The following is a 15,563-nucleotide window of genomic DNA, read 5'->3' as shown; positions in this document are numbered from 1 at the left end:
AAAAATTTATATTTTTATTAAAAGTGTTAGGAGTTCTACTACTTTTTTACCGGCAAAAGTATCTACTAATTTTTGATCAAGGTAAAACAACCTTTTTAAAGAAGTCTAAAACTGCTTTCTATTACCGGCAATCTTCTTAAAATCTTCAGTTAAGCTTGATAAACCCACATCCGGTCACGTCCTTCCGCTTTCGCTTGATACAGCGCTTTGTCAGCCGTGGCGATCAGCATTGCCGGCGTGCAATCATGTCGGGGAATCGTGCTAGATACACCCAGACTCACGGTGACATACTGACTCACTTGAGAACCACTATGAGGGATTTGCAAATTATTCACTTTCGAGCGAACTTCCTTTGCCACACAAGCGGCACCTTTAACATCTGTGTGCGGTAAAACTAAAGCAAATTCTTCTCCTCCATAGCGAGCAACTAAATCAGCACTCCGCTGGCCGGCATCACGAATAGCTGCCGCTACCAACCGCAAACAATCATCACCGGCTTGATGACCGTAAGTGTCATTATAGCTTTTGAAAAAATCGACATCACACAAAATTAAAGACAGTGGCTCTTGCTGGCGTGCCAGTTGCCGCCACTCAAAATCTAAGTATTCATCAAACCGGCGGCGGTTAGCAAGCTGAGTCAACCCATCTGAAGTTGCTAAGCGTTGTAACTCTTCATTTGCAGCCTGCAATTGTTCATAAAGTTCCGCTTGTTGAATAGCAATCGCAACTTGAGTGGCTAACTGTTTAAGTAAATCAATTTCCAAAGGCTGCCATTGTCGAGAGCTGCTACAATGATGAGCGATTAATAAACCCCATAATTCAGGCGATGAAGTGATGCGGTAAGGGGGGGATAAATTAACTTTCTCCCGATCTTGAACGCTTTCGTGAGTCAAGTCTTTGCTAAAACCCATTTCGCCTCCTTCTTGGGTTTTAACTCCTTGCAAAATCGGAACTGTTAAATCAGCAATAACCTCAAACGGCTTCAAAAAATCAATATAACATTGAGATAAATCGGCACTATAAATATTTTCGATTGAGCGGGTACGACCATTTTTATAAAGTTCAAGATAAGTTTTGGCAAAACAAGGATCGAAGATTTCTTTGCCGAGCAGTCTCGTCCAATTAGGCCCAACAGACTCCACCATTACTACGCCTTTACCATTTGGTTGCAAGCGTAAAAATATTACCCGATCAGTCTGAAGAAACTGCCTCACTTCTCTGACAGTTGTATTCAGAATTTCCTGAAGATTAAGCGACTGGCGAATGTGCTGAGCGATCACTCTTATCAGACGTTCTCGTTCATTTTGTTGTCGTACGACCTCTTCCGCCCACTTGTATTCAGTAATGTCTTGAGCAGTTCCAAGAACCTGTTTAGGCACCCCCTCCTCTGTTCTACTAAAGACTAGCTCCCGACCGCGAAGCCAGCGCCATTCCCCAGAGCGATGCTTCATCCGATACTCTAACTCTATGCTCTCACCATCCTGCATTGCGATTATTTTTTGCTGGTGTGCCGGCAGTAAAGCTAAATCCTCAGGATGCAATAAGTTTAAAAATAACGCCTGTCCCATTTCTTTGACTTCTTCAGGTGTGTAACCTAGTATTTCAGTAATTTGATGATTTGCATACATATTCTGCTGTTCAATAAGGTCGTAAATGTACATTAAATAAGGAATTGCATCAGCCATTTTTTGGACGAAATGCTGGCTTGAGCGCAATTCCTCTTCTACTCGTTGCCGTTCCTTGATTTCATCTAAAGCCTGATCACGCATGGCTCTGTAATCTTGAATTCGGTGAGTCAGATCCGTGACATCCTGAATGACAAGCAGTGCGTAAAATCCTTTTCCGGAAAGGGCCGGCACAGCAGTAACTGTTGATTCTTGAATGCGGCACTGACCATCTAGCAGAGAAGCAGGAATCAAATACTTGTGGATGTGAGCCGAAAAGATAGCTGGAGGACTGCCGGCAAATATTAATTTGAGACGAGTGGCATATTTGGGGTGATGCAAGCGAGGAAAATGGGCTTGAATGTTTGTTCCTAAAATTAGATTTTTAGGGATTTGCGTCCAATCTTCCAAGCAACTGTTCCAAAACAAAACGACAAAATCCTCTCGCAGCACGCACACCCCCACCGGCACGCGATCGAGAACGCCAAACTTTTCTTCAACTTGTTGGATTTCGTGTGTCATTGCTATCCAGCAACCTGATCAATAGCAGCCAGTAAAGCGTCAAAGGAACCCACATTAAAAATGAGAATAACATCTCCCTCAATATGAAGTCGTTCGATGCTAAAACGGGTCTGAGCCAATAAAACAACCGCTTTAGGAGCCAAATTCCCAGATGTCACAAGCAGTTCAACGGTTCCTTCTGTGTAGCTGGGAAGTGAGTAGTCAAGGCGTTGCTCAAGCACATTGCTAATTGAACCCATGACGCCATTGATCACAATATTTCCCACTTCACTTAGCGTACCAATTTTCACTGAATCAAGGTCAGGGGTTCCCAATTCCTCGCCAGTGAGCATAGCAACCAGCATATCGGCACTGTCTGCCGGAAAAACTAACTGAGCTAAGCCGCTAAACGAGCCGGTGAAGCCAAGCCCAACTGAAGAGATTTGTTCTCCATTAACCTGGCTTTCGAGTTGCTGCTGTAACTCAATAGGCGACAGAATTTTCACAAAAGGAATTTGCAAGCGAATGTGAGAGTCGATCATCTCATTTAAAACGCCTGCGGCTTGGCCAACTCCAATGTTAACGAGTTCCTGCAATGCATCAATTTGGTTAGCTGTCAAATTCATGGCTGGCTTTCCTCGCTGGCGCTTAAAGCGGCTTGAAGAACGTGGCGCAGTTCCTCCGGTTTGGGAGGTTTGTTAATCACTGTGAAGGCACCGAGTTCTAGGCATTGCAGGCGAGTGCTTTCTTGGATGTCTGCCGTAAGCACAATGACCGGCAACTGCGACTGCTGTTCGCGTAGCGCTTTGAGAACACCCCAACCGTCCACTTCTGGCATTAATAGGTCTAGCAGCATACAGTCGATGTCTGGCCGGCTCGCCACTATCTCCAGCCCTTCGCGTCCATTCGCAGCCTCCAGCGTCTCGTAACCTGACCCTTGCAAAATTTTGCAAATCGCCCTGCGAGTAAACCAAGCATCTTCGATAATGAGAATTAACGTCATTTTTCCATTGCCTCCTTATTGTGTACCTGCGCTCGATTGCCTCCCTCTCCACTGATAGCGGTGAAGTGTTAAACCTGCTAGGTTAATCAATCATTACTATTGATATTACTAATCGTTTTTCGATGCCAAGCAAATAATCCTTTCGGTGGAAAGGGAGGAAGGATAAACAAAATTCCCCCTTTTGGGGGGTTCTGAGGCGCAGCGCTGCGACTTCTGAGTAAACTAACCGCTAACACTTTAACCGTGATTATGAAACTATCTTGGACTGCCGCCTTAGCGATCGCCCTGCCAATGTGCGGGGGAATTGCCTTAACTCCCCTGCCAAACCTAGCGCAGAACTCGCTCATCAGCCAGCCGCCTCCAGCCGCTTCAGGATTATCAAGCGAAAGTTCACGATTGAGAATTCAGCGGCTCAAAGGTGAAAAATCCGCTCCCGCTAAGCTGGCACAGCAACCAAACCCAACCCCTAGCACAACCCCCAACGCTGCCGGCGAGGAAATTTTGCAACAAGTGGTTGAGTGTGTTAAAACTTCGGTCCCTAGCGGACAGATACCTTCCCTTGAACAAATGCAAGCGGTTTCTTCGCAATGTGTGTTTAAGGTAGTGATGTTAGCGCCAGACGGCAGCATTCGCCCTGATGCCAACGAACGCATGATTGCTTTGGTCAAAATCACCGGCATCACACTGCCGAAACCGTCGAGTCAGGGACAAGCTTCTGTGGCGCTGAAGCCGGTTGCTGAACAACAGTTGTTTAGCCTCTCGGTGAGTGTCGGGGGGCAGCCGAAAACTTTTTTGCTGGATACCGGCGCATCGAATTCAATTGTGGATAGTGAAATTGCCCAGCAACTCAATCTGGCAGGAACCCCCATTCCCAAGGAAATGCTGGCTTATATGGTTGTGGGCGACAATTGCTCTGATATTAATGCGTCTTTACATGAGATGCCGGTGATGGCGGTTGACAAGGCGAGTGTTCAGGGGATCACCGGCATGGGACTGCCTAAAACAGCAATTCCTGGGGATGTTTCTGGGGTTTTGGGTCTTGATTTTCTTAGTGGCTTTGATATGGTGGTGAATCCTAAAAGCTTTCAACTGCAACTTTTGCCGCCTTCTAGTCCGACTGCCGGTGTGGTTCCCCTGAAAGGAAAAATGGGGGTGATGACGGCTGAAGTTGAAATTAACGGTCAAGGGCCATTTACTTTTCTGCTAGATACCGGCGCTGATGTAAGCGTAATTTCTGATCGTTTGGCGGGTAAGCTTTCTTTGGATTTGGCTAATGCTAAAGACATTGAGGTACAGGGCTTTTGTGGCACAGAAGCCGGTAAACAAACAACCTTGCCTCAATTCAGTTTACGAGAACACAAAGCTTCAAATCTTGATGCTGTGATTCTTAAGAGTGAGGTTTTGGATTTGCTGGGTGTTGAGGGGATTATTGGTCAGAACTTTTTAAGCCGGTATCAGCAACACTGGCGGTTTGGTGAGCGTAATGAATTAGGCTTCCCGAATGAGGGAAGTTTGGTTTTAACGCCTTTATAAGATGAGGAAATTTAACGTGATTGTTGATTTTTTGATATCTCTTGCAAAAATTGGAATTTTTGATTTTGATCACAGATAGTTTAGAAGTATTTTCGACTTTTGCAAGAGATCCCTTGTTTAATTGTTATCCCATTCTATGAGAATTTTAGTTGCTAGTCATACTTATATTGTTGACCTCAATCGCGAGAAATTGCGAGTTTTAGCTAATTTGGAACCGGGGATTGAGGTAACAGTTGTGGTGCCGCGCCGGTGGAAGCCAGGGGGTGTGCAAAACCAGACTGTTGAGACCCAATTTGTTGATGAAGGGTCTTTTAAAGTGGTGCCGGCTTCTAATTTTAGTGAGAATCACCAAGGACTTCTGACTTTTGGGGCTGATTTAGTTCAGCTATTGCGCCGGTTTCGACCTGATATTATTCAAGTGGAACAGGGTTCTCGTTCGCTGGCTTATGCTCAGTTAATTACGCTCAACCGGCTGCTGGGATTAAATGCGAAAAATTTGTTTTTTACTTGGTGGAATTTGCCCTATCACTTGAAATGGCCGATTTCTTTATTAGAGGCTTATAATTTGCGCCACACGCACGGTTTAATTGCCGGCAATCAGGATGGCGCAGAAATTTTGCGTGGACGCGGCTATCAAGGTGCGGTGCAAGTAATGCCGCAATTGGGTGTTGATGATAGTTTGTTTCAGCGCCAACCTCAGCCAGAACTACGTCATAACTTAAATATTCAGCCGAATGATTTTGTGGTGGGATTTGTGGGCAGATTTGTAGAAGAGAAAGGTTTACTGACTCTGGCTAAAGCATTAACGGATTTGCAAAAGCTTCCCTGGAAATGGTTATTAGTAGGACGGGGAAAATTACAGAAATATTTAATAGAATGGGCAACAGAAAATAATCTACAAAATCGACTAATTTGGGTGGAAAGCATTCCCCATGACCAAGTTTACCAATATATAAATTTAATGAATGTCTTAGTTTTGCCGTCGGAAACCACTGACAAATTTAAAACTTTAACGGCTGCCGGTTGGAAAGAGCAATTTGGTCATGTGCTGATCGAGGCAATGGCTTGTCAAGTGCCGGTTATCGGTTCCAATTCTGGTGAAATCCCTCATGTTATTGGAGAAGCCGGTTTAGTCTTTCCAGAAGGAAATGCCGAGGCGCTAAAAAATTGCCTAGTACAGCTCATAGAACACCCAGAATACGCCAGAAACTTAGCCAAACAGGGTTATGAACGAGTTATAAAAAATTATACTAATAAAGCTCTCGCTCAGCAATTACTTAAATTTTATAAAAATCTTCTTTAACAAAATTAAAGATTAGCCCATCCCTTCCAACATTTAAGCCTAAAACAGATAATTTCCCTACCCTCTAATTAAACCCTGCAAAATAGCCACTTAACTCACTCAACTGCAAAAACATCTCATTATCAACTGATCTCTGACACCAACCCTTAACCCATCTGCGTTTATCTGCGTTTATCTGCGGTTAAAAACAATCTTTAAATATGCGAATTCTGCAAATCATCCCTTCAATTTCTCTAGTTTACGGTGGTCCCAGTCAAATGGTGCTAGGACTTTCCGCAGCACTTGCCGACAAAGGAATTGAAGTAACCATTCTTACCACTAATTCTAACGGAGATGTAGGACAGCCACCGCTGGATGTACCATTAAATCGGCCAGTAGAACAAAATGGTTATCAGGTGTATTATTTTTCCTGTGCTCCGTTTCGGCGCTACAAATTTTCTCTCGACTTACTGCGCTGGCTAAACCGGCACGCAAAAGCCTTCGATCTCGCACATATTCATGCTCTATTTTCGCCGGTGAGTACCGCAGCCGCAACAGTTGCCAGAAGCAACAATTTGCCTTATATTCTTCGTCCTTTAGGCACTCTTGATCCTGCCGATCTACAGAAGAAAAAGCAGCTAAAGCGGATTTATGCAGCTTTGTTTGAGCGGCCTAACTTAGCCGGTGCTGCTGCTATTCATTTCACCAGTCAACAGGAAGCTAAGATTTCAGAACGATTTGGTTTAATTACACAGGATTTAGTCATTCCTTTAGGAGTTGATTTTAACAAAAACACAGTTAATAGTCAACAACTTGATAATTTAAAATTACCCAGCCCTTTACTGCTTTTCATGTCCAGAATTGATCCAAAAAAAGGGTTAGATTTACTCTTGCCGGCTCTAGAAAAACTCCTCGCTGAAAAATTGAACTTTCACTTTATTTTAGCTGGAAATAACCCCCAAGATCCTGAATATGAGGCTAAAATTCAGAAACAAATAGCAAACTCCTCCCTTGCCAAACACACGACAGTCACCGGCTTTGTTTCTGGAAATTTTAAAGCGACTATGTTAGAAAAAGCTGATATTTTTGTTTTACCTTCTTATTACGAAAACTTTGGAATTGCAGTAGCAGAAGCGATGGCTGCGGGAACGCCGGTGGTTATTTCAAATCAAGTGCATATTTGGGAGGAGGTGCAGCAAGCAGAAGCCGGCTGGGTGTGTTCTTGTGAGGTGGCGGCGCTTACTGATACGCTGAGATTAGCCTTAAAGGATGCAAGTGAGCGCAAACGGCGAGGATTAAACGCTCAGAATTATGCTTTAAAATATTATAATTGGGAGACAATTGCCCAACAAACGATTCAAGCTTACAAGCAAATTTTAGCGAATAAAAATTAGTAACTCTTGACGTTTTCCCATTCTGAGCGCAAGAGTCCATACAAATACATATCATAGCGCTTGCCGTCGCGCTGTAAAAATTGCCGGTAGACACCTTCACGTTGAAACCCTAACTTTTCATACAAGGCAATTGCACGTTCGTTGTAGCTAAAAACGGTTAGTTGTAAACGAAATAAATTTAGTTCATCAAAAGCGAAAGCAAGGGCAAGTTGCATTGCGTCATATCCATAACCTTTTCCCCAATTACTGCGATTGCCAATTGCAATGCTCATCCAACTTACTTGATGCGTCCAGAGAATTCCTTCAAATTCAATAACCCCAATTAAATCTTCGCTACTTTTACCTCGCACTGCCAAAACAAAAGCATCTGTTGCTTTGTAACGTTCTTCTAACCATTGCGTTAGCAATTCCTCAGTTTGAGGAGAAGCTGGGCGTGCATCTACCATGCGTAAGAAGTCAGCATCTTCATGCCAGCCGGCAACGGTAGTGAGATCCTTTGACGTTAAAGCAGTGAGTCGAATTCGATCACCCCGCAATAAATTTGAAAATATCATAATGCAACTGAATATAAATGCCGGCAAAAATTATGTAATAAATTTACAATTTAACACTTTCTAGTTCAATAACATTGACGATGAAATAAATATTTTCATCCTTGCTATTTCTTGCGGTTAGAAAAACCCAATCAATTGTCCTTTTTGCTTGATAACGGACTTACTAATAGAGAATCTTGCCGGCTGTAGATTTGCCCATCATCCCAAGCCGATTGAACCACTGTAGCGAGCGCTTTTAAAAAACCAAGTGTATAGAAACCGGCTCGCCCCACAGTCTTAATCAAAGAACCACTTTTGTTGCAAGGAGGATGACCTAAAACTTGACAATCAAATAAACGAGCAAAGAATTTCAAGCACTGAAAAGTTGTGAGATTTTTAAACCCCATTAAAAAATGATTATGATAAAGATTAATCTGATATTGAGGAGAGCGAGTGCTGATATCGTGGCAACCGCCGGTTTCCTCACCTAGGTGAATTAAATGCGCTTCTGGTTCATACCAAATTTCGTAGCCGGTTTTGCGGAATTGCAAGCAAAAATCAGATTCTTCTCGCACCGCGCTGCCCTTAAATCGCTCATCAAAACTCAAGTCAAACTCAGTAAAAACTTGCCGGCGAAACGACATATTGCAGCCTCTCGCTGAGATTACCGGCTGAGGTTTTACCGTATGCACCAAGTCAAGATAATACCAAGCAATTCCCGGATCTTTCGCCTCTGGAGGAAGATATTCAATCGTTAAATCACCGCCCGAATCAGTCAGTTTCATCCGGTCGAATACCCGTCCTGCAACCGCCCCTATCGATGCTTTTTGATAGGTTCGTCCATGCGCTGCTAAAAAACCAGCCGGCAGCCGCACATCATCATCAATAAACACAATAATTTCCCCAGATGCCCGACGCACGCCATAGTTACGCGCAGCCGGCAAACTTGCCCAATTTACCCGGAACCATTGAATCTGGCCGGCAGATGTCAGTTGCTCTAAAAAAAGTTGCGTTTCTAATTCATGATTAGTCGTTTGATCGACAACAAGCACTTCAAAATTAGAGTAATCTTGCTGCAATACATCTGCCAGAGTTTGTCGCAGAGGTTCCTCCCGTCCATAAGTGGGAACAATTACAGAAATTAAAGGCTCATTTACAGCTTGCATCTTCTGTCCCGAAAGATTGGAAACTCAAAATAAGGTTTTTATGCGAATGCCGAACGCCGATTTTTTTTCAGACGTTCTTTCTTAGCGTCAACAAGTAAATTGGGATCTGCACCTTGAAGCTTTTCTTGCTCTTGGCGATCCAGTGCCGGCAATTTAAGAATCACGCCGGCAAAAAACCAGTAATAAACCGCAATTGGATCAGTATCTAGTGGATACCAATAAGGGTTATAACTAACAAACAAAACAAACACCCATAAACAAGCCCCAAAACTTCGTAAGTTCTTGTCTTGGAGAGAGCGGTAAGCCTTAAACGTAAGCACACTCAAAGCTGTCACAAAAATTAGAAACGCGATCAACCCAATCGGCCCGATTTCATAGAGTAATTTAGGAAACCAAGTTTCTATTAGCTGTGTGTCACCCAAGGCACGAGCCGAGTTTGTTGCACGTCCCAAACCTTTGCCCAATAATCCCGCCTGTCCCTCAACAGTAAACTGCACTTGACTAGCAAAAAACTCTGTAGGAGGTGAAGCCTCCCAACGATCAACAAAACTCTTGATCCGCTCTTGAACAAATTGCGGGAACATTGCCACGCCGGCACCTGCCAAAAGGCTAATTCCCCCAGCAATGGGAAGAAAGCGCTTTAAGTTCGCCACTTGGCCAGTAAGAATCAGTAGAATTATAATAATTGTCGGCACGGCAACTAGAGCAATTCTTTGACCACAAATAACAGCGTTAATCATAACGGCTGCCAGAGAAGCAAAACTTGCAATTTGCCAGAGTAAAGAAGGGTCGCTAAAGGCAGATCCAAAGGTCAAAAAGGTGTTAGACATCAAGAACCAAGCCCAATGCCAAGGCGAGACAAACGTTCCCGGTAAGCGGATCGCATCCACTTGGGGGCTAAAGACGAGAGAACCCCCCACTAAACACTTGGCATCTGTCGTCGCTTTATATAAATCATTGCCTGTCAAATTCCGAGTGCCCACACACTTGCCGGTTTGCAGCAGCATATACTGCAAAATACCCAGGCTACAACAAATCAAAGCAAGAACAATATGCATTCTCGTTAAAAATAGAAATTGCTGCTTGTTGCGAATTAGGTAGTAACCGCACGTGATCAAGGGGACATAGCCAAGAAAAACTTTTAGACCTAAAATTCCTAATAGGATTGGTTTTCCACCCGGATTTGGGGAGAATTGCTGGGAGCCATTAACTAATATTAATGTCAGGATACAAACTGTCAGCAGAATGAGCAGCGGCTGCACCAGACCTTTAGAAATGATCAAAGGCAGCCGGCTGTGTTTCAAGTGCTGAACTAATGCCACAAGGGCTGGAAAGTAAAGCGCATCTTTAGCGAGTTGAAATGCTGCATTCCCACCGCCTACCCAATAAGTTACGGTGCCATTAATCGGCAGGTAAATTAGAAACGCCCAGAGCGCTTGTCGAGGGTATTTAAAAGCAAGCGTTAGAGCAAGAAATCCACCGCAGCCGGCAATCGCGAGTTTTGGGCCTTTAAGGAGAAATAGCAAGATCCCAATCGCAACTGAGGCAAACACAGCGGGGGTGATTGTTTTAAACGCTTCTTTGCGCTCACGTGCTGCCTGTCGCTTTTGTGCTTTTTGCTCTTTTTTACTCAGGGGCGGATTTTCAGCCGTGGGTTGCTGTTTGGATTTCTTGGATTTCCGCTTTGATTTGGCCTTAGATTTCAGCATTGAAGAATTTTTAAGCTTTCAGCAATCAGCCCTCAGCTACCAGCTTAGTGGCATCTGAGGGCTAATGGCGAGCCGGATTTTTGGGCATGGGGGATGGGGCGTGGGGCACACGCTCTTGTCCGCTTACTGCCCGCTTTCCCCCTCTGTCCTAGTCCCTAGGCGGCTAAATGCTGCTGAACGGCTAGAACTAAGTTTTCTGTCCAGTAACGGGTGAGTTCAGGGCAGGCAGCTTCTACCATGACGCGGATCAGCGGTTCAGTACCAGAGGCGCGGACAAGGATACGTCCCTGATCTCCCATCGCCTCTTGAGCTTTGGCAATGGCGGTTTGCACGGCGTCGCAATTTTGCCAGTTGAGCCGGCGTTCGCGATCTTCCACGCGCACATTCCGCAGCAGTTGGGGATAGGTTTGGAAGCTTTGATCGATGAGTGATGCCAGTGTTTCACCGGCTTGTTTAACCAAGGCGGCAATGTGCAAAGCGGTTAGCAAACCGTCGCCGGTGATGCCATAGTGCCGGCATAAAATGTGGCCTGATTGCTCACCACCTAACATTGAACCAGTCCGGATCATTTCAGCTTGAACGTACTGATCGCCGACTGATGTCCGCATCAGTTGGCCACCCTGCTCTTTCCAAGCACGTTCAAAGCCTAAATTAGCCATCACGGTGGCAATAATCAAATCTCCCGGCAATTGTTGGGCTTTACGAAGGGTTTGGCCCCACAGGTAGAGAATGTAATCGCCATCAATAGGCCGGCCTTGGTTATCTACGGCTAAAACCCGATCGGCATCCCCATCAAAAGCAAACCCCATATCAGCGGCGTGTTGCCACACGGCTTTCTGTAGCGGTTCTAGATGGGTGGAACCACAATGGACATTAATTTGATTGCCGTCGGGCCGATCATGCAAACAGATTACCTCTGCGCCCATTTCTCTGAACACTGCCGGCGCGAGGTTTGCGGCAGCGCCCCAAGCTAAATCTAAAACGATTCGCATTCCCTGAAGGCTTCCCGCCGGCAGCAAGGGGCGCTGTAGAGACTCGGCATATTCGCTCACCAATTCAGGCCGGTGGTAATATTGCCCCCAACTGTAGGTGGGAATCGTTTCTGTTTTTCCTCGCAATCCAGCTTCTATTTGCTGTTGCAAGGTTGAAGATAATTTTGAACCATCGGCGCGGAAAAATTTAATTCCGTTATCCTCTGGCGGGTTGTGGCTGGCAGAAATCATCACTCCACCCACAGCCCCAGAAATGCTGGTGAGATAGGCAACGCAGGGGGTTGGGCACAATCCTAGGTTCCAGACTTCTAAGCCGGCAGAAGTTAAACCGGCAGACAAAGCCATCGCTAACATATCGCTGGAAGTTCTGGAGTCTTGTCCCAGAATAATTGGCCCTGGCATAGTGGCGTGCGATTTCAGAACTTGGCCGGCCCAGAAACCGACTTGCATCGCCAAGGGTGCAGTTAAAATATCTCCGACTCGTCCGCGAATGCCATCTGTGCCAAATAAGGCGGTTGTTGGCAATTGGCGGCCTAGCCAAACCGGATCGATTTCTGGCCGGCTGGCTGGTTGTACCGGCTTGACTGCCGGCGCTTGTGATAAGGACACGGTCGGGTTGATTAAGCCATACTGAGTCCGAGCTGGTGTTGCTACCATATTTTTAATCCACTCCACACAAACACACTCACAGTGGAGAATAACATTTCCATGAGCTATCCCACTTAACCCTAAGAAAAACGAGAATCCGGATATACTTGAGGCCGGCAATGTATTGAGGCGAAAAAAAGCGTTAAATATATCTTTTTAAGATTTCTGCTGTATTTTTGCCTGTTTTTGCCCAGCTAAATTGACTGGCTCTCGCCAGACCGAGTTCCCGCAGGCGCGTTCGCCATCCTGAACGGGTTGCCACTGTTACCATTGCCTCAGTAATTTCTCTAACGTTGTAGGGTTCGATTAACAACGCTGCATCCCCAACAACTTCCGGTAAAGATGAGCGCCCGGATGTAATCACCGGCGTTCCACACGCCATTGCTTCAAGTGCCGGTAAGCCAAATCCCTCCCAAAGGCTGGGAAAAACCAGCGCAATTGCTTGATTCATCAACACCGGCAGTTTTTCATAGGGCACATAGCCGATGAATTTTACTTGCTCACTTAAACCCAACTCTTCAATATGCGTGGCGAGTTCAGGCGTGTAATTACGATCTGCAGGGCCGGCTAACCACAATTCAAAATCAGTGAAATTTGGCAAAGCCGCAAATGCCTCGACTAACCTATGCAGATTTTTATAGGGATCGTGCCGGCCTATATAAAGAAAATAATTGCTGGCCGGCAAATCAAGAAATCGAAAGTTCTCCGCATCATACGCTAAGGGCACTGCTGTCATTTTTTCAGGCTTAATGTTGAAAAAATTCGTGACATCATTTGCTGTTGCGGTGGAGTCACAAATGATATGCTCGGCTTGCGTTAAAACCTGGGGAATGTAATGGCGAAAATAGGCTGTTAGCCTAGAAAATCGTTTCGGGAACCGCAAGGGTATTAAATCGTGGACGGTAACAACATAACGGCAATTAGAAAAGATAGGCGCTTCTGGAAGCGGGGAAAATAGCAAATTCGCTTTGAGCTTTTTATAAATTGCCGGCAGTTGAAACTGTGTCCAAAGAATTCTACGCAAATGTCCTTTTGTGCCTTGATCCGGCGTCATATCTGCCGGCACTTGATAGCAGCGATAAGGATCTACCTCTTGAGACACCAGTAACGTGGGATTTAGCGGCTGAAGTTGCGGAATAATATTATTTGCATAGGTTGCTATTCCGGTCGGCTCAGCAATCAGAAATGATAAATTAATTAGAAGTGGATTGGCCACAGCGGCAGCACTCGCTTGCAATATTTCACCACACCTTTGAGTTTGTTCCTTGCCAGTTTGGGTTTCACCGGCAGGGAAATCAGCGCCGATACAAAAATCTTCGCTAGTCTAGAAAATAATACACTGGGACTCGTATGTTTTTCTAGAGCTAAGAGATAACTGTAAATACTGTGTTGCTGCTTTAAATCCGGGTGGCGGCTGGTAATTGAGGATGGGTGGTGAATGATTTTAATCTCACAGGTAAAAACGATGAGATGTCCCTGCTTTGCATAGCGCCGGCAGAAATCAAAGTCTTCATAGTAAAGAAAGTAGTCTGAATCGAATTGAGGGCACTCAGGAAAATGCTTGAGGTTAATCAGCATACTGCATCCCGTTACCCAATCTACCGGCACGTAGGCCGAACACTCAGGGGGCAAAACCCCTTCACTAGCGATAATTTTCCCATTTTGGGGTGCAAATTGCCCCCCAGCAAACCAAACGTTTCCATTCGGTTCATAAACACTGGTGCCGGTGATAGAAACTTCGGGGTTAGCTGCTACAAACTGGTAGGCTTCTTTCAGTGATTTTTCTACTAATAAAGCATCAGGATTTACAATCCAAACAATCGCTTGAGGATCTTGATCGTAAACCCAATTCAGCCCTAAATTGCAAGCTCTCCCAAATCCGATATTTTCGCCGGCATCCAAAATTAAGATTTCTCTACTATTCTTTAAAGAATTAATAGATAAATCAGCCGGCGAATTATTGACAATTACGAGTTGATAGAAAATATTCCTATCTTCTTGAATTGACGTGATGAGTTTTTCCAGCAGTTCTGTCGAGTAATAGTTAACAGTAACCAGGTAGATCACGCCAATTCAATTTGACAGTCATCCCCGATCATAAACCGGATCGCTTTCGGGCGGCGAGGGGCGACACCCAACTGCGCTCTCTGACCGATTACGCTATCTACAATTCGCTGGTGAATGCCGGCAATTGTCGCCTTCTGCAAGATCACACTGTGTTCCAAGTCTGCCTCTATCAGAGTCACACCATCAGCAATACTGCTGTATGGGCCAATAAAGCAATTTTCTAAATAACAGTCGTTGCCAATAATCACCGGCCCTCGAATTGAGGAATTAACCACTTTAGTTCCAGGGCCAATTTGTACTCGCCCAATAATTTGGCTTTTATCGTCAACTTCTCCCTGAATAGAAGGGGTGATTTGGGTATCCAAAATAATCCGATTGGCTTCCAGTAAATCATCTTTTTTCCCGGTATCCAGCCACCAACCTTCTAGGGTGCAAGCTTCTACTTTTTGCTCCCGATCAATCAGTTTTTGAATTGCATCTGTGATTTCCAATTCCCCACGAGCTGAGGGTTGGATATTAGCAATTGCGTCGTGAATTGTGTTTGCAAAGAAATAAATCCCAACTAGCGCTAAATTAGAGGGAGGATCTTTGGGTTTTTCTATCAGTTGCAAAACTCGTCCATTTTCATCAATTTTTGCTACCCCAAATGCACTGGGATTGGCAACCCGCCGCAGCATAATTAGGGCATCCAACTGTTGCTTTTTAAAAGTATTTAAAAAGGTTGCCAGCTCACTTTGGATAATGTTATCTCCCAAATACATAATGAAGGGAGAATCGCCTAAAAAAGGCTGGGCAACTTTGACAGCGTGGGCCAAACCAGCCGGCTGCTCTTGCAGAATATAAGTGATATTCGCCCCAAATTGTTCGCCGTTGCCAGTTTTCGTTTGGACTTCCTTGCCGGTTTCTGGACTGATGATGATGCCAATATCTGTAATGCCGGCGGCAACAATATCTTCAATTCCGTACCATAAAATAGGCTTATTGGCAACTGGCACTAACTGTTTTGCGCCGGTGTAAGTGAGGGGGCGCAAACGGGTTCCTTTACCACCAGAGAGAATCAGAGCTTTCATA

The 15,563-nt window shown here is 45.0% G+C and carries 13 protein-coding genes; 3 read left to right on the top strand and 10 right to left on the bottom strand.

The window, feature by feature from the left end:
* Positions 1-149: 149 nt before the first annotated feature.
* The 3 genes from H6F73_RS16075 to H6F73_RS16065 are packed head-to-tail and all read right to left on the bottom strand — an operon-like array spanning position 150 to position 3,168.
* Entirely contained in the window at positions 150-2,186 is a 2,037-nt protein-coding gene (locus tag H6F73_RS16075) for a diguanylate cyclase (RefSeq protein WP_190759765.1), read from the bottom strand.
* 2 nt (positions 2,187-2,188) lie between these two features.
* Positions 2,189-2,791: a chemotaxis protein CheC gene (locus H6F73_RS16070; protein ID WP_190759764.1), complete on the bottom strand. Its 603-nt coding sequence runs from the start codon at positions 2,789-2,791 to the stop codon at positions 2,189-2,191.
* Complete coding sequence (locus H6F73_RS16065; RefSeq protein ID WP_190759763.1) at positions 2,788-3,168, bottom strand: response regulator; 381 nt, start codon at positions 3,166-3,168, stop codon at positions 2,788-2,790. Before H6F73_RS16065 ends, H6F73_RS16070 begins: the two co-directional genes overlap by 4 nt.
* 249 nt (positions 3,169-3,417) lie before the next feature.
* Here H6F73_RS16065 and H6F73_RS16060 point away from each other — a divergent pair, with 249 nt between their 5' ends.
* The 3 genes from H6F73_RS16060 (at position 3,418) to hpsP (ending at position 7,377) form a co-directional block, all read left to right on the top strand.
* Positions 3,418-4,701 (top strand): retropepsin-like aspartic protease, encoded by a 1,284-nt coding sequence (locus tag H6F73_RS16060; RefSeq protein ID WP_190759762.1) that lies wholly within the window; start codon positions 3,418-3,420, stop codon positions 4,699-4,701.
* Positions 4,702-4,837: 136 nt separating this feature from the next.
* Positions 4,838-6,004: a hormogonium polysaccharide biosynthesis glycosyltransferase HpsO gene (hpsO, locus tag H6F73_RS16055; protein WP_190759761.1), complete on the top strand. Its 1,167-nt coding sequence runs from the start codon at positions 4,838-4,840 to the stop codon at positions 6,002-6,004.
* 200 nt (positions 6,005-6,204) lie between these two features.
* Positions 6,205-7,377 carry a hormogonium polysaccharide biosynthesis glycosyltransferase HpsP gene (hpsP, locus tag H6F73_RS16050; RefSeq protein WP_190759760.1) on the top strand — a complete coding sequence of 391 codons (1,173 nt, stop codon included), beginning with the start codon at positions 6,205-6,207 and terminating at the stop codon, positions 7,375-7,377.
* Here the strand turns inward: hpsP and H6F73_RS16045 are convergent.
* The 7 genes from H6F73_RS16045 to H6F73_RS16015 form a co-directional block, all read right to left on the bottom strand.
* Positions 7,374-7,931, bottom strand: a complete 558-nt coding sequence (locus H6F73_RS16045) for a GNAT family protein (RefSeq protein WP_190759759.1) — start codon at positions 7,929-7,931, stop codon at positions 7,374-7,376. The two genes, hpsP and H6F73_RS16045, sit on opposite strands and share 4 nt — an antisense overlap.
* A gap of 131 nt (positions 7,932-8,062) precedes the next feature.
* Positions 8,063-9,076, bottom strand: coding sequence for a hormogonium polysaccharide biosynthesis glycosyltransferase HpsN (hpsN, locus tag H6F73_RS16040; RefSeq protein WP_190759758.1), 1,014 nt, complete (start codon positions 9,074-9,076; stop codon positions 8,063-8,065).
* A gap of 38 nt (positions 9,077-9,114) precedes the next feature.
* A complete protein-coding gene (gene hpsL, locus H6F73_RS16035) occupies positions 9,115-10,785 on the bottom strand; it encodes a hormogonium polysaccharide biosynthesis protein HpsL (protein ID WP_190759757.1) in 1,671 nt (556 codons plus the stop codon).
* Between the two features lie 155 nt (positions 10,786-10,940).
* Complete coding sequence (glmM, locus tag H6F73_RS16030; protein ID WP_190759756.1) at positions 10,941-12,434, bottom strand: phosphoglucosamine mutase; 1,494 nt, start codon at positions 12,432-12,434, stop codon at positions 10,941-10,943.
* Positions 12,435-12,567: 133 nt separating this feature from the next.
* The gene (locus H6F73_RS16025; RefSeq protein WP_190759755.1) at positions 12,568-13,641 is read right to left on the bottom strand and encodes a glycosyltransferase; all 1,074 of its coding nucleotides are present in this window, start codon (positions 13,639-13,641) and stop codon (positions 12,568-12,570) included.
* Positions 13,623-14,492: a glycosyltransferase gene (locus H6F73_RS16020; RefSeq protein ID WP_190759754.1), complete on the bottom strand. Its 870-nt coding sequence runs from the start codon at positions 14,490-14,492 to the stop codon at positions 13,623-13,625. The genes H6F73_RS16025 and H6F73_RS16020 overlap by 19 nt, the downstream gene beginning before the upstream one ends.
* Positions 14,489-15,562, bottom strand: coding sequence for a glucose-1-phosphate thymidylyltransferase (locus H6F73_RS16015; RefSeq protein WP_190759753.1), 1,074 nt, complete (start codon positions 15,560-15,562; stop codon positions 14,489-14,491). Before H6F73_RS16015 ends, H6F73_RS16020 begins: the two co-directional genes overlap by 4 nt.
* Between the last annotated feature and the right edge of the window lies 1 nt (position 15,563).

Source organism: Microcoleus sp. FACHB-68 (genome assembly GCF_014695715.1).
Classification (GTDB): domain Bacteria; phylum Cyanobacteriota; class Cyanobacteriia; order Cyanobacteriales; family Oscillatoriaceae; genus FACHB-68.
Note: the sequence above shows the minus strand (reverse complement) of the source record. Positions and strands in the feature narration are given on the sequence as shown.

What these genes read in the sequence shown, in the direction of transcription:
- H6F73_RS16075 (WP_190759765.1), bottom strand. Translation starts at nt 2,186, where the DNA reads ATGACACACGAAATCCAACAAGTTGAAGAAAAGTTTGGCGTTCTCGAT.
- H6F73_RS16070 (WP_190759764.1), bottom strand. Translation starts at nt 2,791, where the DNA reads ATGAATTTGACAGCTAACCAAATTGATGCATTGCAGGAACTCGTTAAC.
- H6F73_RS16065 (WP_190759763.1), bottom strand. Translation starts at nt 3,168, where the DNA reads ATGACGTTAATTCTCATTATCGAAGATGCTTGGTTTACTCGCAGGGCG.
- H6F73_RS16060 (WP_190759762.1), top strand. Translation starts at nt 3,418, where the DNA reads ATGAAACTATCTTGGACTGCCGCCTTAGCGATCGCCCTGCCAATGTGC.
- hpsO (WP_190759761.1), top strand. Translation starts at nt 4,838, where the DNA reads ATGAGAATTTTAGTTGCTAGTCATACTTATATTGTTGACCTCAATCGC.
- hpsP (WP_190759760.1), top strand. Translation starts at nt 6,205, where the DNA reads ATGCGAATTCTGCAAATCATCCCTTCAATTTCTCTAGTTTACGGTGGT.
- H6F73_RS16045 (WP_190759759.1), bottom strand. Translation starts at nt 7,931, where the DNA reads ATGATATTTTCAAATTTATTGCGGGGTGATCGAATTCGACTCACTGCT.
- hpsN (WP_190759758.1), bottom strand. Translation starts at nt 9,076, where the DNA reads ATGCAAGCTGTAAATGAGCCTTTAATTTCTGTAATTGTTCCCACTTAT.
- hpsL (WP_190759757.1), bottom strand. Translation starts at nt 10,785, where the DNA reads ATGCTGAAATCTAAGGCCAAATCAAAGCGGAAATCCAAGAAATCCAAA.
- glmM (WP_190759756.1), bottom strand. Translation starts at nt 12,434, where the DNA reads ATGGTAGCAACACCAGCTCGGACTCAGTATGGCTTAATCAACCCGACC.
- H6F73_RS16015 (WP_190759753.1), bottom strand. Translation starts at nt 15,562, where the DNA reads ATGAAAGCTCTGATTCTCTCTGGTGGTAAAGGAACCCGTTTGCGCCCC.